This is a genomic window from Bacteroides congonensis (genome assembly GCF_900130125.1).
Classification (GTDB): domain Bacteria; phylum Bacteroidota; class Bacteroidia; order Bacteroidales; family Bacteroidaceae; genus Bacteroides; species Bacteroides congonensis.
Genome location: NZ_FQXY01000011.1, coordinates 1,309,978 through 1,327,330, shown reverse-complemented (window position 1 = coordinate 1,327,330; position 17,353 = coordinate 1,309,978). Strand labels below are relative to the sequence as shown.

General features: G+C 41.1%; 15 protein-coding genes and 1 pseudogene. 9 read left to right on the top strand and 7 right to left on the bottom strand.

From position 1 onward, the window contains the following. Positions 1-20 precede the first annotated feature (20 nt). From BQ7997_RS22840 to BQ7997_RS22800, 9 genes are all read left to right on the top strand, one after another. Complete coding sequence (locus tag BQ7997_RS22840; RefSeq protein WP_073348171.1) at positions 21-488, top strand: hypothetical protein; 468 nt, start codon at positions 21-23, stop codon at positions 486-488. Positions 489-523: 35 nt separating this feature from the next. Beyond that, positions 524-988: a hypothetical protein gene (locus BQ7997_RS22835; RefSeq protein ID WP_073348170.1), complete on the top strand. Its 465-nt coding sequence runs from the start codon at positions 524-526 to the stop codon at positions 986-988. A gap of 40 nt (positions 989-1,028) precedes the next feature. Next, a complete protein-coding gene (locus tag BQ7997_RS22830) occupies positions 1,029-1,577 on the top strand; it encodes a hypothetical protein (protein ID WP_073348169.1) in 549 nt (182 codons plus the stop codon). Positions 1,578-1,604: 27 nt separating this feature from the next. Beyond that, on the top strand, positions 1,605-2,429 hold the full coding sequence (locus tag BQ7997_RS22825; protein ID WP_073348168.1) for a helix-turn-helix domain-containing protein: 825 nt from the start codon (positions 1,605-1,607) through the stop codon (positions 2,427-2,429). Between the two features lie 95 nt (positions 2,430-2,524). Then, a complete protein-coding gene (locus tag BQ7997_RS22820) occupies positions 2,525-3,382 on the top strand; it encodes an RteC domain-containing protein (protein ID WP_073348167.1) in 858 nt (285 codons plus the stop codon). Positions 3,383-3,417: 35 nt separating this feature from the next. Further along, positions 3,418-3,846 (top strand): helix-turn-helix domain-containing protein, encoded by a 429-nt coding sequence (locus BQ7997_RS22815; RefSeq protein ID WP_175413995.1) that lies wholly within the window; start codon positions 3,418-3,420, stop codon positions 3,844-3,846. Then, positions 3,809-5,848, top strand: coding sequence for a bifunctional DNA primase/helicase (locus BQ7997_RS22810; RefSeq protein WP_073348166.1), 2,040 nt, complete (start codon positions 3,809-3,811; stop codon positions 5,846-5,848). The genes BQ7997_RS22815 and BQ7997_RS22810 overlap by 38 nt, the downstream gene beginning before the upstream one ends. 12 nt (positions 5,849-5,860) lie before the next feature. Continuing rightward, positions 5,861-6,139: a helix-turn-helix domain-containing protein gene (locus BQ7997_RS22805; protein WP_073348165.1), complete on the top strand. Its 279-nt coding sequence runs from the start codon at positions 5,861-5,863 to the stop codon at positions 6,137-6,139. Between the two features lie 387 nt (positions 6,140-6,526). Then, on the top strand, positions 6,527-7,048 hold the full coding sequence (locus BQ7997_RS22800; RefSeq protein ID WP_073348164.1) for a dihydrofolate reductase family protein: 522 nt from the start codon (positions 6,527-6,529) through the stop codon (positions 7,046-7,048). 105 nt (positions 7,049-7,153) lie between these two features. Here the strand turns inward: BQ7997_RS22800 and BQ7997_RS22795 are convergent, their stop codons facing one another. The 7 genes and pseudogenes from BQ7997_RS22795 to mobC all read right to left on the bottom strand — a co-directional run bounded on the left by BQ7997_RS22795 (position 7,154) and on the right by mobC (position 17,352). Then, the gene (locus BQ7997_RS22795; RefSeq protein ID WP_073348163.1) at positions 7,154-9,235 is read right to left on the bottom strand and encodes a type IA DNA topoisomerase; all 2,082 of its coding nucleotides are present in this window, start codon (positions 9,233-9,235) and stop codon (positions 7,154-7,156) included. After that, a pseudogene (locus BQ7997_RS25965) lies at positions 9,232-9,420 on the bottom strand (hypothetical protein). The gene BQ7997_RS22795 and the pseudogene BQ7997_RS25965 overlap by 4 nt, the downstream one beginning before the upstream one ends. Positions 9,421-9,455: 35 nt before the next feature. Then, the gene (locus BQ7997_RS22785) at positions 9,456-10,934 is read right to left on the bottom strand and encodes a DUF3945 domain-containing protein (protein ID WP_073348162.1); all 1,479 of its coding nucleotides are present in this window, start codon (positions 10,932-10,934) and stop codon (positions 9,456-9,458) included. Between the two features lie 386 nt (positions 10,935-11,320). Next, the gene (locus BQ7997_RS25755; protein ID WP_087880416.1) at positions 11,321-11,494 is read right to left on the bottom strand and encodes a hypothetical protein; all 174 of its coding nucleotides are present in this window, start codon (positions 11,492-11,494) and stop codon (positions 11,321-11,323) included. A 262-nt stretch (positions 11,495-11,756) separates the two neighbouring features. Continuing rightward, complete coding sequence (locus BQ7997_RS22780) at positions 11,757-14,114, bottom strand: S8 family peptidase (RefSeq protein ID WP_073348161.1); 2,358 nt, start codon at positions 14,112-14,114, stop codon at positions 11,757-11,759. Positions 14,115-14,116: 2 nt separating this feature from the next. After that, a complete protein-coding gene (locus BQ7997_RS22775; protein WP_073348160.1) occupies positions 14,117-15,211 on the bottom strand; it encodes an AAA family ATPase in 1,095 nt (364 codons plus the stop codon). Positions 15,212-15,348: 137 nt separating this feature from the next. Next, positions 15,349-17,352 carry a conjugal transfer protein MobC gene (gene mobC, locus BQ7997_RS22770; protein WP_073348159.1) on the bottom strand — a complete coding sequence of 668 codons (2,004 nt, stop codon included), beginning with the start codon at positions 17,350-17,352 and terminating at the stop codon, positions 15,349-15,351. Position 17,353: the final 1 nt, after the last annotated feature.

Genomic DNA, 17,353 nt, shown 5'->3' with positions numbered 1-17,353 from the left:
CCATTAGTAACAATAGTGCGATGAATAAAACAGTCCAATTCATACTATCATTAACAGCTTTCAGCCTTTTGCTGATAGCGATAACATTCTTTTTTGGCGGCTTAGGCTTTGGGCGACTGTTCGGAATATATGGTGTTATGGAATACAGCTTTTTAGGTGTGCTGGTGGTTTTAGATATGCTGATAATCTACAAAGTCTGTAAGCTATATTTCCGTCATCCCAAAGCTATCATGTTATGGTTCGGCATGGAATGTTGCTCTGTACTTTTGTGGCTTGCCTTTATCTGTTTTGACCAAAATCTATTGGATTGGCAAATTACAAACCTATTATTGCAAGTTGTTGGTTTGGACGGTTTCGCAGAAGATGAACGAGGGTTGAATATACTTGCGGTCTTATGCGGCATTATTTATCCGCTTATCGGGATTGGATGTTTATTCACCGGATTAAGATTTATAAATAAGTTAGTAACAACGAAAGATAGCATCTGACGATACTTCTTTCTAACCATTGGCATAAAGACAAAATGAAAGTCATAAACGAACCCCGCAGCCGTTTTGAGCAAATGAACTCAAAGCGCAGTACGAAGAAATACAGCTATTGTTTCTTCGACTATCTGTATTACAGGCTTTATGTCACCTACAAGAAGCACAACGACCCGCCACGTTTTAGTGCTTGCTGCGTGTTTGCCGCCACTTTCATGATTGCCCTGTTCTTTTTGAGCATAGCTGTAAACTGTATTTTTACGGATTTCTTCTTTTCCCGGAAGAATTTCACGGAACTGCAAGGCGGACTAATCTTTATCAGCGTGGCAATACTGTTTTGCATCATCCCCTTTTACCTGCGGTACACCCGGAAGCGGACTGCCGCCATACTGCTGAAATATAAAGACAACAAATGGAACAGGATTATCCCGTCTTGGGTAGTATATACTTTTCCGATATGGGGGTTCTTGACAGGGATAGGAATATGTATGTTGATATTCAACTAAGTAACAGATTATAAATAAGATTCATAGAAATTAGTAAAGTATGAAAGCGACATTGAAATACCCCATATTCCAGTTCAGCCCGGACGAGAATATGGTTTATACCTTTTGGAAAGAGAACAAAACGACGCAGCTTGCCCTACTGAAAGAGTGCAAGGGGTGGAAAGGCGATATAGTGATAGATTCCACCGGGACAAAATACACCGTCCGGCGTTCCTACATGACCGGATGGAAAGGCATACACGGCTTTACGGGAATGAGAACGGGGATGATTCGTTGCGAAACGGAATATGAAAATAACCCCGAACCTTTCTCCTTGCGCCAACTGCAAGAAAGGATAGCGGAGAGATACCCCAAAGGATGGTGGTTCGAGGAAGAATGCTGGGACAGCGTGGACGATTTCCGGCAAACGATTTTTGCTTGCAAGTCCTTTGAGGAACTTGCCGAAACGATGGAGCCTAAGCATGAATTTACCGTTTGGGAACGTATTCAGGATTATTTCTTTCGTGGATTCTTCTTAATGCTCGGCGGCATGCTCCTTTATATAATATGGATGTTCATTAAAAAGGCATGGTTATGGATTGTTGGATAATATGCTAAAAAAATACAGTTATTAAATATGGAAAAACAGATTACATCACTGCTGTTGGCAAACAATCCCGGTAATGAACTGGTACGGCGTGTCAAGGAACTGGAAGATAAAATAAAGTGGTTGCAGCACAACAGCCGGAATATGGATAACTACTTGGAACTGGAACCGTTCAGCAAGGACGGTGAGCTGTGCGGGTACGTCTGCGACACGCTGAAAGCATTGCCGGAAGTCCCGACCATCGCCACCTGTAAGGATTATAAGGCGATAGTCATATTGCTGGGGATTTCTACCACACATTACCAAATACTGGACGAACTGGCGGAACAGCACCGCCACAGGGACGATGTACCCGAACTGCTGGCGTACTGCGATGCGCTGCACTGGATGCGACCGGGACGGCAATACCTGTGCAACGTATATAATACGGTGTGTTACGCTTTCCATCGCCTGCGTCTGCATCCTGTAAAAGACAGCATCCTGCTGATAACGGAAAAGGAACTGCGCCACGCCGAACGTATGCTGCCGGAACTGGGCAAACAGACGTTCATCGAAATGGTAAGGTTGAAAGGCTATAAGGTGTATGATGCCAAAAAGCTGGCGGAAGCGTGCGGCATGGAATATGGGGCGTTCCGGCGGAAGTTAAAGAAAATGACCGGGTACACGACAAGCCAGTGGGTAAAGATAGAACGGGCAAAAGACGTGGCACACTACCTGAAAAACACGAACTATACACTGACCGAAGTAGCGTTCACTACCGGGTTTTCATCCACATCGAACCTGAACGACTTCTGCAAGGATTACCTGCTCGATACTCCCGGCGAAATAAGAAGAAAAGCGCAAAATACAAAATAATGCACGCTATGAAGAATAGAATGTGAAAAATGAAGAATAAAGCAGCGATTTAAAGCCTGTAACTTTGCCCCCGATTAATAAAGGAACGATTAATTATGGGACAACAGAACTTGAACGAATACTTTACCGACCTTTTGCAAAAGGTGGATTTACAGATACAGGACTTTGAAGATAACAACAACGACCCTTTCAGCCTGTGTAAACAGGTCATTGACTACCTGCAAGAAATCATAGGGGAACTGAAAGCCTTTATCATTTCCTACTCTTTCAGCAGCAAGGAAGAAGAAATTTATTTCTTCAAAGAGCAAAAGCCAATAATAGCAAGTAAAATTATCTATTACAATACGGTTTACCAGTTTGAACTGCGTTTTCCGAACGGCAGCGAAGAAACGCAAAAGGAGTTCATTATGGCGGAAACCGACCGGATTTTGGCACATTTCCAACGTAATATAAGTTTCTACCAGTATTACCGGACAAAAGCCACCTATTTAGACCATAAATATTTCCTGCGTGGGAAACCTGACATTCATATCCTTATAGACAATTTCTATTATGAAGCAGACCCACAGTTCAGCACCAGTTATGATTATAAGGTAGCCAAAATTTTAGCCATCGAACTGTTTGCCATCTACCTCACCAACCGATTGAATGAACTTGAACGGCGTTTCCAACGCCAGCAGGTCAAAAACGGGAATATAAAGAAGTTGCTCCGGTGGACGGGAACAAAACGGGCATTGGTGGAACTTATCTACGCACTCTACACCAATGGCGATTTCAATAAGGGAACGGTTGATATTAAGGATATTGTATCTTGCTTTGAAGATATGTTCGACATAGATTTAGGTGATTTCTACCATACCTACATGGAACTTAAATCCCGGACAAATGACCGGACACACTACCTGAACACCCTGCAAAAACGACTGTTGCGCCGGATGGAAGAACAGGAGTAAACCTTATCCGATTAACAAACTTTATTTCGCCACAGGTGGGTTCGCCTGTGGCTTTTTATTTCCCCGAACCGTCCAACTTTGCAGCAAATCAATTAGTTAATAAAATGGACGTAATAACAGTAGAAACAAAAGCCTTTAAGGAATTGATGGCAAAAATCAACGTGATTGCCAATTATGTATTTTCCCGTCAGGACGACTGCAAAGAGAATGAGGATGATATTTGGGTGGATAGTTACGAAGTATGTACTTTCCTGAAAATCAGCGACCGCACCCTGCAACGGCTTCGTTCCAAAGGAGAAATCGCCTACTCTACCATCAGGGGACGCAATTTCTATAAAATCGGTGAAATCAAACGGTTGCTGGAAAGCCGTTTGATAAAGAGCAATGACGAATGTATGCGTAACCTGATAACCAACCACAAGCTATATGTTAAGGAAAGACGAAATATTAGAGAGGACAAATAACGGTCTGAACGTATTTAAACATTATATTCCCGGCACGTGGCGGGTGGGACGTAATTTCCTTAATCCGTTGTATGAGGACAGCAAAGCGTCCTGTAACATCTATTTTGACCGCCGTAACAACAGTTATAAGCTGAAAGATTTTGGAAATGACGATTATTCCGGCGACTGCTTCTTTTTTGTGGGTATGCTCAAAGGGCTGGACTGTAACAATTCAAGCAGTTTCATAGAAATATTGCGGATTATAGACCGGGATTTGTCACTGGGACTTTCAGAGGGAAATCCCATACCTGTGCCTAAAACATTCAAAGAACCGGAAAAGCCTGTGCCTGTTCCGGTAGAACGTACTGGCAGACCGTACACATTCAAAGAGAGGAAACTCACCGCTTCCGAACTGGAATACTGGCAACAATACGGCATTACCCCTGAAATACTGGAACAGTATAAAGTCTGTTCAGTGGTTCAGTTCCAAAGTGAAAATGCGGATGGCAATCCGTTTTCTTATTCTTCCACTAAGGAAGAACCCATTTACGGGTATAAGAACAAACGTTTCATCAAACTGTACAGACCGTTTTCCAAGACCCGCTTTCTATATGGCGGAAATATCGGCGAAAGCTATTGTTTCGGGCTGGAACAGCTACCCAGTAAAGGCGATACCCTGTTTATTACGGGCGGGGAAAAAGATGTCATGTCACTGGCAGCGCATGGTTTCCATGCGATTTGCTTCAACAGTGAAACGGTAACTGTTCCGCCGAACATCATTTATAAACTTACATTTCGGTTTAAACATATCATCTTGCTTTACGATATGGATGCTACCGGAGTGGAAAGCGCAAAAAAGCATGAGAAACAACTCTGTGAATACGGGGTGAAACGGTTGCTTCTCCCTTTGCAGGGGACAAAAACGGAAAAGGACATTTCCGATTATTTCCGGGCGGGCAACAGCCGGGAAAATTTCATCAAACTATTTATCGACTTCTTAGATACAATCTATAATGAAACAATGACTATGCTTAAATCGTGTGAGATTGATTTTAATAATCCTCCGGCAAAAGCGCAGGAAATTATTTCGGCGGGTGACGTTCCACTGGGAACACAGGGGAACTTGTGCTGCATCACTGGCGGAGAGGGAACAGGGAAAAGTAACTATGTGGCTGCACTGGTGGCGGGTTCAATCCGTCCGGCGAGTATTCAGATTGATACGCTGGGTATCAATGTAAATGAGAACACGAAACATAAAGCCGTCCTGCTTTATGATACGGAACAATCGGAAGTACAACTGTTCAAGAATGTAACCAACCTGATAAAAAGGGCGAAACAGACTGACAAACCGGATGAATTTAAGGCTTTCTGCCTTACGGGTATGTCCCGCAAAGAGCGTCTGCACGCCATTGTCCAGAGCATGGACAGGTATTATTTCCAATATGGGGGTATTCAGTTGGTAGTGATAGATGGTATTGCAGACCTTGTAAGATGTGCCAATGACGAAGCGGAAAGCGTGGCAATCATAGATGAACTTTACCGACTGGCGGGAATATATAAAACCTGCATCATCTGCGTGCTGCATTTCATACCCAACGGGTTGAAACTGCGGGGGCATTTAGGCTCGGAACTTCAACGCAAAGCGGCTGCCATCCTCTCGATAGAAAAAGACGAAGACCCGGCTTTGTCGGTAGTGAAAGCCCTGAAAGTAAGGGACGGTAGCCCGTTGGATGTTCCCTTGATGCTCTTTTCGTGGGACAAGGCAGCCGGGATGCACCTTTACAGGGGTGAAAAGACCCGTGAGGAAAAAGAGAAGCGCAAGGAAAAGGAACTGGTCGGGGTTGCCCGTGACGTGTTCGGCAGACAAGAGCATATAACCTATATAGATTTGTGCGAACAGATACAGCAGATTTTGGACGTGAAAGAACGCACCGCAAAAAGCTATATCCGCTTCATGCGGGAACGGGACATCATCATCAAAGACCCGTCCAACCAAAGTTATTTTATGATTGGTTCAATTTAATCAGGTAGCCTTATGTATATAGATAAAGATGATTTTACCGCATGGATGGAACGTATCATGGATAGGTTCGATATGCAGGACAAGAAGATAGACTGGGTGATAAACGGGCGTAATTGTTTGGACGGTGAAGAACTGCTGGATAATCAGGACTTGTGCCTGCTCCTGAAAGTAGCACCCCGAACACTGACCCGTTACCGTAAAAAGGGAATACTCCCTTTCCTTATGCTGGATGGTAGATGTTATTACCGAGCAACGGATGTACACAAGTTAATCCGTGAGAAAACCGATTAATTTTTTCTTTTCTAATGGCTTTAAATCCTGTTTTGTCGTGAGATAAGGCAGGATTTCTTTTATTGTATGCCGGAGTTTTCAGGGATTTGGCTAACTTTGCAAAAGTTACATAAGAAAATAACGGCGATTGAACAGTAACCTGTGATTTCGCCTTTATATATAACATATACGTTCGCCGAACGTCCCGATACGAAAACTGGCACTTTTCAAAACAGGGGGATTTTCAGCGCAAGGTCTATGCTATGTTTTATCATAGCGTGGTCTTGCCTGTTTCCTTGTTTGGGTATGCCAGTACCTCGTATCGGAGCAGTGTGAGTGCCACGCTTCTTTTTTAGATATTGGCGGACAGTTTGAATAAGGATTATAAACTGTTTAATACCTGATAATATGAAGCAAATAAAAGCGAACATCGCTGTATCTCTTGACGGGTTTATCGCAACACCGGATAATGAACTGGACTGGATGCCCCAAAATGTAAGAACCTTACTGAATAAGGAATACGAAACTACGAATTACCTGCTACTGGGTGCGAATACCTATACCTGTATTTTTGAACATTGGGGCGGATGGCCGTACAAAAGTAAAAAGACTTTTGTCGTGTCCCACTACGACACCAATGTGACCGAAAAGGAGAATGTAACCTTTCTTACCGATATGCCCTTACGGGAAATCAATGAACTTAAATCAAGTTCGGAAACCGATATTCAGGTCATTGGCGGCGGTAAGTTTGTAACCTCGCTGATTGAAGCGTCCCTGCTGGATGAAATAACGCTGTATATCGTTCCGGTCATGCTGGGGGACGGTATCAAGTTTATAGGCAAGACTTTCGGGTCGAAGTGGGAACTGACCGGACACCGGGTTATAGACAATCAGGTCGTTTGCCTGACCTACCAGTATAAAGGAGAATGATTAAAAAAAGCACCCGGTGTCCCTCCGGGTGCTTCAACCACAAAAATTTCAATTATAAATCTATCTATAATGAAACTTTCTGTGGCAAATATAACGATTTTCGTCTTATTTCTTCGGTTTGCCTTTCTTTTCAGGAAACACGAAAGTAACATTAAACTGCCCGTCAAAGGCAAGTGAAGCGTCAAAGACTTTGCCGTCCCTGTTCTTGAACCCTTTGATTAGCCCGGTTTTCCCGGTAGTCACCAGTTCGGTAATCTGTTTGTCCGTTAGCTGCTTGTCGCTCTTGTTGCGGAAGATGGTAACAGAACAATCCACATTGGAACATTTGGCGACTTTCGGATAGAAAAGGATGCGTCCGGTCTTGCATTTGGGGCAAATGCAACCACTACCCGAAGCGAAAGAAAGCTGAACGTCCAAAAGTTCAGCCGTGATTTGCCGTGCATACACTTCGATACCTTTGCGGAACGTGTCGGGGTTCATTTCCCCGCTTTCTATTTTGGCAAGCGTATTTTCCCACATTCCAGTCATTTCAACGTCTGCTATCTTCTTGTCCCGGATGATGTTGTAAACGGCAAGTCCCTTTTCGGTCGGGACAAGGTTCTTTTTCTCCCGAACGATATACTGGCGGGAAAACAGCGTTTCGATAATGGCTGCCCGTGTTGCGGGCGTGCCTATACCCGTATCTTTCATGCTGGCTTTCAGGTCGGCGTTTTCCAGTTCCTTACCCGCTGTTTCCATCGAAGAAAGCAGACTGCTTTCCGTGTGTAACGGCTTGGGCTTGGTCTGTTTCTCCAGTAATTCAATATCGGAAAGCGGTAAACTATCTCCGTCCTGCATGGCTGGCAAAGTGGCGTTATCTTCCCCGTCCTCTTTCTCGCCGAATACGGCACGCCATCCGGCGGACTTGATTACAGACCCTTTGACCGTGAAAAGTGAGCCTGCACATTCCAGCGTTACACTGATAACGTCTTTGACGCATTTTTCAGAAAAGGCTTCCAACATCCGCCCGGCTATCAATTCATAGATTGCCTGTTCGTCCGCTTCCAGTTTACCGGGTAGGTTTTCAGTCACTATCAGGGCGTGGTGGTCTGTTACCTTGCCATCGTTCACGGAACGGGAATTTAAGGCTTTGCCTTTCATCCCGGCTGCATATCCGGCAAAGCGGGCGTACTGTTCCAAATTAATAAGACGTTCCGGGATTTCCTCGAAGACGTCCTGTGAGATATAACGGCTTCCGGTTCGGGGGTAGCTGATTAGTTTACCCTCGTATAACTTTTGTGCGATGGATAGGGTTTTGTCTGCGGAAAAATTCAGTTTCGTATTCGCTTCTTTTTGGAGCGTGGTTAAATCATAGAGCAATGGCGGTTCTTGGTTCACTTCCTTGCGTTCTACGGATTTCACCTGTACCGTTTCCGCTTCTTTTTCCCTTTGCAGCGTGTCGATGGCAGCTTGCTGCGTATCGTATTTGTCTGCGGGCAGGGCGGCAAAGGAAACATTGTCCTTTACCGCCTGTAATTTCAGTTGCCAATACTTTTGTGGGACAAAGTTCTTGTTCTCTAAAAAGCGGGTACATATCATTGCCAACGTGGGCGACTGTACCCGTCCCAAAGAAAATATTCCTTGTCCGGCTGCCACGCTTAAAGCCTGTGTCCCATTTATGCCAATTAAATAATCGGCTTCGCTGCGTGCCTGTGCCGAAAGAAAAAGGTTATCATACAGGCTGCCGTCTTTCAGATTTTGCAGTCCCTCACGGATTGCCTTGTCCGTAAGGCTGCTTATCCATAAACGGACAAAGGGCTTGTTGCATCCGATATACTGGTAGATGTAGCGAAAGATAAGTTCTCCCTCTCTCCCTGCATCGGTGGCGACTATAATCTTGTCCGACTGGCTGAATACTTCTTTGATTACCTTTAGCTGTTTTAATGCGCCGGGGTCAGCCTTGTACCCCTTATCCGCTTTCACCTGCCGGGGTGTAAGTTGAAAATTCTCCGGGATGATAGGCAGGCTTTCCCGGCGGAAACTCTGTATGCCGTATGCTTCCGGCATTGCCAAACCTACAAGATGCCCGAAAGCCCATGTAACGAGATACCCGTTACCCGAAAGGTAGCCATCCTGTTTTTCATTCGCTCCTAAAATGCGGGCAATGTCCCTTGCCACGCTTGGTTTTTCTCCGATTACTGCAATCATTCTAATTTCGATTTTAATTGTTCCACTTCTTTTTGTCTTAGGATTTTCCGGTCATAGTAGATGTGATAGCCATCTACATAAAATTGTCGGTTCTGCTCGTCTATGGCTTCCTAGTCTGTTTTGTAACAGGCGAAGAAAAACAGGGAGAAACCGACAACCGGGATAAGGATTAATACTGTTATCATCTTTTGCGTCCCCTGTTTTGTTTGGGTTTGTCCGCTTACTCCTGCTTCTCCTTTTTATCCTGCTTGGTCTTTTGTTTTTCAGTGGGCTTGTCCTGACCCTTTTTCAAGGGTTCTTTCACTTTCTTGGTGGCTTCGTTGGTCTTGCCCTCCGAATTGACCGCCACCTGTGTGCGGTTCTTGTTTGCCGGAGTAATCTCTTTCACGGCGGAACGGTCAAAGCTGGGATTGTCGCTGTAAAAGCCTAATTTCTTCTTATCATGGTTCACCTGAATATAAGCATCGTATTCTACCCCTCTCTTGTCTTTCAGTCCGGCAACAAAAATGGTCTTGTCATTGACTAAATCCTGCTGTTGCTGGCGTGATAGCTCTATTCCTGAAATGCTTTTGGGAATGGTTACACCGTCACTGGTGACAAGGCTGTTCTGCTGCGCCTGTTTCTGCCCTTGCTCCTGTGACTGTTTGGCATTGGGATAGATAAATTCCAGACTTTTCTTGTCGGCATTGACCTGAACGGTTGCGGAAAAGGGATTTTTACGGTTGGAAATCATATTTTCAAGGAATACCCCTTTTCCTTCCCGTAAGGCTTGCTGTTGTTCCTTGTTCAGTTTGGCACCCTTTATTTCATCGGGTATTTGGACGCTGCTTGCACGCATGGAAACCAGTTCGTTCGTCACCTTATCCACGCTGATAAAAGAGGGTATCATTTCTCCTGTGATATAGTTTTTCAGGTTTACTATGCGTCCCATATTGCCCGTTTCAAGAAGATTGGCTTTATCCTCTTTGGAAAATTCATGTCCGAAGAACGGACGTTCAAGTTCCGGCTTTTGGCGGATGCCGTGTATAGCCAAAACCACATTCCCGTCCTTGTCATGCCGAAAAGACAGGCGTGCATCCAGTTTCATAATGGCGGAATTATAGTTTCCTGCGATGGAGAACGCACCGGGTGACTTGTACCCCCTTAACATGGGTTCTAAAGCCTTTGCCTTTTCAAGCTGTTCTTTGGATAGCCCGAAGTTCTTCAGGGCTTCCCAGTCCACCTTGTCAGGATCGATAACATACTTACTTTTGTCAGGTTGCTGCGGTGCTTGCGCCGTTGGTTCTTGCTGCGGTTGCTGCGTTTGGGTCGGCTGTTCGTTCTTCACTTCCTGTTTCAATGTTTCAGGCTTTACCCGGTAACGGTCTATGTCTGCTTCATTTTCGGGTGTCGGATGATTGAAGTTCTCTCTAATCATCGGCTCGATTTTGGGAAGTTCAATCTTCGGGATTTTGAAGAAGTTAAAACGGGTCGGGTTCTTCAACTGGTTCATCATATTGGAAAAGAAGTTGAAAAAGAAATCACCGTGACGGTCGAATTTCAAAAGTTCGCTGTTGTTCTCCGGTGGTACAGTTTGGAGTTCCCCGTTTTCATCTACGCCTTTTACTGCGCTGATTGTCTTTTTCTCCTTATCCAGTACAAGAAGAATATCCATCATCTGTTCGTCAGTGGTGGACTGGTTGGCTGTGTTTACATCCATAACTTTTTGAATTTTAGTGAATAAATAAAATTATCGAAAGTAAAAGTACGGATGAAATAGAGTATATTTAAGGATTTGGGAACGGGTGGCTTCATTAGTCCCCGTTTGGCTTCATTTGTCCGCAGGCAGACAAATAAATATTGCAATCATTGAAAAAGAGGTTAAAGTTCATTGCTCACTATTGTAGCTTTTTGACTAATAGCTAAAATCCCAATAATTTTTTTAATCAGAGATTAAGAAAGAAGTATCTTTTTAAATCACTAATTGTTTTGTACCATAAAATTATTACAAAAGGAATATTACTATAACATCTTATCATATATTCTAAGCCTAATAAAATGAAAAAATGGCTGCCCAGAGAAACTGGACAGCCGTCAAAATTAAAACTATTTCTCTTTTGTCACTCCTTTAAAAGGAGTACCATCTGATTTAACATCCATAAATTTTCCTGTTTCGGAATTTCGTTTAACCCAATTACCTGTTTTAGGATTAAAGGTTTGAGTTCTTCCTCTTACAGCCCCATTACGATGTCCATCGCCAACTTTACCATTTCGTGCCATAAAATTTCTTTTTTAAATGACTAACTATATTCTCATTAATAACGGGTAATGAGTTTTCCCGATAGGACGAACCAATATTGAAATATATTGCAATCTGTTCGTTTTATTGAAAACATGACTATATTTGCAGTAATATTGGATTTTCAATAAAGTAGGAATGGCAAGGGTAACCAACCCTGTAATACTCCTATAGTTTTAACATTCCTATGATAAAGCCTTAAAAGTTACCCGCTTTTGAGGCTTATTGTTTTTTCTTGGTTTATTAGCTATTTAATCTGATTCGTACTTCTTCTTTAACTTTCACATTGCTATGTATAAAACTAAAATTATCAAGCAATTGAGTAACTTCATTGTATATATTACCTTTCTTTTTGGTATCTTTGATGGTTATTACAAGACAAAAGTCTTGGCTTGGTGTTCTATCTTCCATCTCACATTTTTCTTCTGTAAAATGACGATACAATCCTTCCATCTTTAAATACCAATTCTTAGGTGCTTTTAGAAATTTCTCCTTATTAGCAGGCGTAAATTCATCAAAATTTACACTCCATTTTTTGACTGGCTGGAATTTATCACCATAAGCAACCAGCATTCGTTCAGTTGCAAAAGGAGAAGTGATGTCCTTGGATGCTTTTTTGCTATAATTTGCCATTGCTAAAACATTTTGCCTTCCGTCCGCACCAATAGGATTCTTAACAGTTCGCTTTGTAGTATCACGTTCTATCTTTTCATCATATGTGCCAAGCATAACATCTATATTAGACTGACAATATTCTGCACCTTGTGAAACCTCCAGAATAGGCGATGTAACTAATGTAACTGTAACTTCTCCATAAAAATAGCCTTCATCATCCACCATGCTTTGAGGAAATGGAAAATCAAGTATATCAATAAAATGTCCTCTTTCTAATGTATCTTGAAGTATAAGTGTTATTTCATTAGGTTCATTAAAAAGAATATCTTTAACATTAGAAGGAAGTCCAAATCCTGTATATTTAATTTTATCAGCTATCTGCATTTTCATCTCCTCCGGATATTTTGCAGAGTGTATAATTAAAGCTTTTAATAAGTTTGGATTAAAGGATTCATTTAGCATCGCATCAAGTCCAGAAGTTATTGCAGCTATTCTGGGCGTTGAAAAACTTGTACCAACATTCCCAACTACTTGACCTGAAACCGAAAATGATTTAACAGGGTTTGTTGTAATATTATTGAAACTATCTAATCCCACGTTACCTCCAAAATGAACTACATCTGGTTTTATTAAATGTGAAGGACCACGTCCAATTCTTGAAAAAGGAGACGGATTATTTTTTTCTGCAATATCAGTATTATTTTTATCATGTGCTAAAGAACCTACAACCAAACCTCTTACAGTATCTGCTGATTTTGCTATTCGTTCAACCGGAGCATTCAATTTAAAATTAGTACAATTACCTGCTGATTTACAAATAAGAACATTGTTTTGTTCTTGTATTTCATCTAATGCCTTGGCAAAATCAGAGAACTCATATAAATCAGCTTCCCTATTAGTTCCTAAAGAAAGATTCCATACTTTTACATCAGGATTTCTACTGACAGCATCCCATATTTGAAATATCAATTCATCTTCAGTTATACTTTGTTTTGAAGTATCTGGCATTACAATAGCTTCCAATAACCTACACCCATCAAATCCAGTATAATTTTCCCCCTCTAATTCATCTCCATATAATAATACTCCTGCAACAAAAGTTCCATGACTTTTATTTACATCTTCTTTAGAATAGTATGTAATGCTTTCGTCACATAGCCAAGGCTTTAAATGATCTATATCTGCAATTCCTGTATCCAATATTCCTACTACCGGATATTCAATACCAGCTTTAGGATATTTTACAGGTATATTATTCTTTTCAGAAACAGAATCCATAGTAATATCATAAGTTGGCATCTCTGATATTAATTGAATACCATCAAATTCTTTTATTTCATTAAATGCGTCTATAGTGATACCATCTATTCGGTAAATATTCAGTTCTCCAGAATAAGGAACACTTTTATAATTTAACTTATGCTCTTTACAATACTTTTCAAATTCTTTAATTAAGACACTATTCAAAGAATTGTCATAGTAGTTAAATAGTTTGACTTTCAATATTGTTCCGGCAGTAGGTGTTACATTAACTTGAGGTTTAAACTCTTCAATGTTAATTATAGCAGAAATACCTATGATAACAGAAGGAGTAGGATGGCTCATTTCTGCATATGCTATTTTATCAGAAATTCTTCGCAAATCATCTTTGTTATCTATTTTAACCAAAACCTCATCTTCACCACTTACTCCAATCGTATTTAACTTACCTACATTAAATAGGTTTGCAACTTCTCTGCGATAAGTTTTAGCTAAGGCATCAGAATTCATCTTTAATTTTACAACAGAAGGAACGTAGTTATTACGTCTCACTTTTCTTGACAAAGATTCTGCAACTTCATTTAACACTTGTCTAAAATGTATTGATTTCTCACATACAGTTTCAGGATTGACCCATTTAGGTGGCTTATTGCTACTACCACCTTCCGTATCTAATTCGTCTTTTTGTCTTTTTTGAAAGAACTTAATAGGAAGATTTTTTGCCATAACTATGATTGTTTATTTAAATAATTGCGAACTTGTCTAAGAGAAATCCCCATCCTATCAGCAATAGCCGCTTGGGGAACTCCATTGTCATTCAAATATTCTACTAACCCGTCAACAGTAAGATTACCTCTATTGTTAAACTCAAACAATTCAATCAGAACATCTTCATATTGGAGAATATCTCTATTGCTTATAACAATTTTAGCTTTTGCATTATTGATGATTGTTTTTATATCAGATGGCGACTTACCAATAAGTAATTTAGCTATTTTATCGCATTTTTTTTCATCAGTCGTAAAATCCGTATTAAAATCATCTACAAAAGTTTTTAATAGTCTAACTAATTCTTCATCTTGAGGAACACCTATTTCTATAACCGTATTAAATCTTCTCCAAATTGCTTTATCTAACAATTCTGGATGATTAGTAGCTGCGATAAGAATATTCTGTTTTGCAAAAGAATCTATATTTTGCAAGAGGCTATTTATTACTCTTTTTAATTCTCCTAATTCATATTGGTCATCCCTTGCTTTCGCAATAGCATCAAATTCATCCAAAAATAAAATACAAGGTTTATTATCAGCAAAGTCAAAAATTTTTCTAATATTCTTGGCTGTATTCCCTAATAAGGAAGACACAATGGCATCAAACCTTGCAACGACTAAGGGCAATCCTGTTTTTTCAGATATATATTTAGCAATAGTTGTTTTTCCACATCCCGGACTCCCATAAAGAAGTAGTGAATTTGACGTTTCTACTCCTTTTTGAATTAACTGACTTTGGTGTTTTACAACATTAATAAAGTCTGCTATTTTATTATCTATCAATTTTGGTAGAACAATTGGCGTACTATCAACCGAGGGGACTGATACATCTACAATACTCAATCGGCTTTCTTGGTCAACAGGTGTTGTTAGCAATTCATCCATAGTAATAGTCGTAGCCATTCTATTTTCTATTGCTTTCATAATCATTTTAGACATCCTGCTATCTCCATCCTTGCCCATTTTTTCGGCAAGTAACTTGGAATAGCTATAGACTTTTTTCGTGTCTTTAGCTAATCCCCCTTCTATTATTCTTAATATTTCTGTGTACATAATCCATTAAAATCAATTATGTGGCAAATGTAGCATTTTTCGTAATACAAAACAAGCATATTGATATAAATATATCAAATATCGTAAATAAAAACACGATTATCGATATAACAACACCAACGAAACGATATAAACTACTATTCCTTTATTAAATATTGCAATTCAGGGTCGTTCTTTATCCGTTCCATTTCATCCATGATAATCTGCTGGACTTCCTGCTTGACCCGGTTGTAATTTGCCTGTATTTCTTCCTGCATCCGGTCGTTCCCGTCCTCGTCCCTGAAATCTATAATTTGGGGCAGCTTCTTGTAATTGGCTGTTTCCCGTTTCACCTTATCATTATCCACCACAATTTCCGCATGGAATATTTTCTGCTCTATCCTTTCATCGAAATTATCACTGACTGCACCCACGAACATACCCTGTGTTAAATTGGATATTTTACTGGGTGGTATCAAACTATCCATCTGCGTACTGATAGAGGTTGATTTATCATTCCGGTTGATAGTCATGCTTTGGCGTTTTTGTAAGACCTTTCCGAAACGGTCTGAAAGCGTTTTTGCCGTTTCGGAAACCACCTGACCGGAAAAGATATTACCTACTGTATTTTCGATTACACGACTTTCCTTATCCCCATAATCCCGGCGTAACTGGCTGAAATCCTGAAAGCCCAAACAGACCGCTACTTTGTTGCTTCGTGCCGTTGCTATCAGGTTATCCAGTCCCCGAAAATAGATGGTCGGTAGTTCGTCAATGATTACGGAACTTTTCAGTTGGTGCTTCTTGTTTATCAGCTTCACGATGCGGGAATTATATAGACCCAAAGCACAGGAATAGATATTCTGACGGTCGGGATTATTGCCTACTACCAAAATCTTAGGTTCTTCCGGGTTGTTTATATCCAGTGAAAAATCATCCCCTGTCATTACCCAATACAAAGCAGGGCTTATCATACGGGAAAGTGGGATTTTAGCACTTGCAAGCTGCCCTTGAAGCTGGTCTTGCGCATTACTTTCCCATGCGTCCATGAACGGTGAAAGATAGTTTTCCAGTTCGGGATAGCTGGTTAAAATAGTAAATGTATCGGCATATTTCTTGTTCAAAAATTCAATGGCGTGCGGAAATGTACAATACTTGCCACCCTGATAGATTTTCAAAAACCATATTATAGAAGCCAGCAGGATAATCGGGCTTTCCACAAAGAAATCTCCCTGCTTGGTTATCCAACTGCGGTTCAAATTTAACATGATTGTATAACTGGCTTCGTATGCGTCCGATATGTCCGTCATAAATGCCGGATTTATCGGGTTGCATCGGTGACTTTTACGTGGGTCGTCAAAGTTAATCATGTAGAATTTAGGCTGTACCTTATACCCGTCTAAATGGTTGATTAGGTGATTATATGCTATCTCCGAAAGGTCGGGGAATTTATAGTCATAAATATAAACAGCAAAACCTTTTTCGATTTGCTGTTTGATGTAATTATTGACTATCGCATACGATTTTCCCGAACCGGGTGTGCCTAAAACCATGCTTGCCCTAAACGGGTTTACAACGTTTATCCACCCATCATTCCATTTCTTCTTGTAGTAGAACCGTGTCGGCAGGTTGATAGAATATTCGTTTTCTATCAGGCGTGTTTCCTGTGCGAAACTTTCATTCTCCAAATTAAACACATCATCCATCAGGTTGTTTTTCAGCAAACGTGAAATCCATACTCCGGCAGCCAAAAGGGAAAGATACCCGGCTGTCATGGTAAAGATATACAATGCCGTGTTTGCCGCCAGTGGCAAGGGCAGAGCCAGCAACCACCAGTTCAGGAAAAACAGGATAAAACCGATAGTCAGGAACACATAAATCTTGTTCCATGTGATTTTTTCCTCTTTCACTCCCTTTGTACCCAAACAGGAAAGCGCAAGGAATACCACTGAAAAGAGTTTGGTGTACAGGATATTGGAGAACAGCCCGGCGGTACGCTGGAAGTTCAACAGGATTTTATCGACTACCCCGATATTGATACCCCATTCCCGGAACGACTGGTAACAAAACCAGTAGATGTTTATCACTACAAATAAAATACTGATTGCCCGCATAAAGTCCATGACCTTTGCAAGTCCTCTTAAATCATCTTCATTCTGCATA

Excerpts from the sequence above, each read along its gene's own strand:
- BQ7997_RS22780 (WP_073348161.1), bottom strand. The coding sequence starts at position 14,114 with ATGGCAAAAAATCTTCCTATTAAGTTCTTTCAAAAAAGACAAAAAGAC.
- BQ7997_RS22800 (WP_073348164.1), top strand. The coding sequence starts at position 6,527 with ATGAAGCAAATAAAAGCGAACATCGCTGTATCTCTTGACGGGTTTATC.
- mobC (WP_073348159.1), bottom strand. The coding sequence starts at position 17,352 with ATGCAGAATGAAGATGATTTAAGAGGACTTGCAAAGGTCATGGACTTT.
- BQ7997_RS22775 (WP_073348160.1), bottom strand. The coding sequence starts at position 15,211 with ATGTACACAGAAATATTAAGAATAATAGAAGGGGGATTAGCTAAAGAC.
- BQ7997_RS22840 (WP_073348171.1), top strand. The coding sequence starts at position 21 with ATGAATAAAACAGTCCAATTCATACTATCATTAACAGCTTTCAGCCTT.
- BQ7997_RS22835 (WP_073348170.1), top strand. The coding sequence starts at position 524 with ATGAAAGTCATAAACGAACCCCGCAGCCGTTTTGAGCAAATGAACTCA.
- BQ7997_RS22785 (WP_073348162.1), bottom strand. The coding sequence starts at position 10,934 with ATGGATGTAAACACAGCCAACCAGTCCACCACTGACGAACAGATGATG.
- BQ7997_RS22795 (WP_073348163.1), bottom strand. The coding sequence starts at position 9,235 with ATGATTGCAGTAATCGGAGAAAAACCAAGCGTGGCAAGGGACATTGCC.
- BQ7997_RS25755 (WP_087880416.1), bottom strand. The coding sequence starts at position 11,494 with ATGGCACGAAATGGTAAAGTTGGCGATGGACATCGTAATGGGGCTGTA.
- BQ7997_RS22820 (WP_073348167.1), top strand. The coding sequence starts at position 2,525 with ATGGGACAACAGAACTTGAACGAATACTTTACCGACCTTTTGCAAAAG.
- BQ7997_RS22810 (WP_073348166.1), top strand. The coding sequence starts at position 3,809 with ATGTTAAGGAAAGACGAAATATTAGAGAGGACAAATAACGGTCTGAAC.
- BQ7997_RS22830 (WP_073348169.1), top strand. The coding sequence starts at position 1,029 with ATGAAAGCGACATTGAAATACCCCATATTCCAGTTCAGCCCGGACGAG.
- BQ7997_RS22805 (WP_073348165.1), top strand. The coding sequence starts at position 5,861 with ATGTATATAGATAAAGATGATTTTACCGCATGGATGGAACGTATCATG.
- BQ7997_RS22825 (WP_073348168.1), top strand. The coding sequence starts at position 1,605 with ATGGAAAAACAGATTACATCACTGCTGTTGGCAAACAATCCCGGTAAT.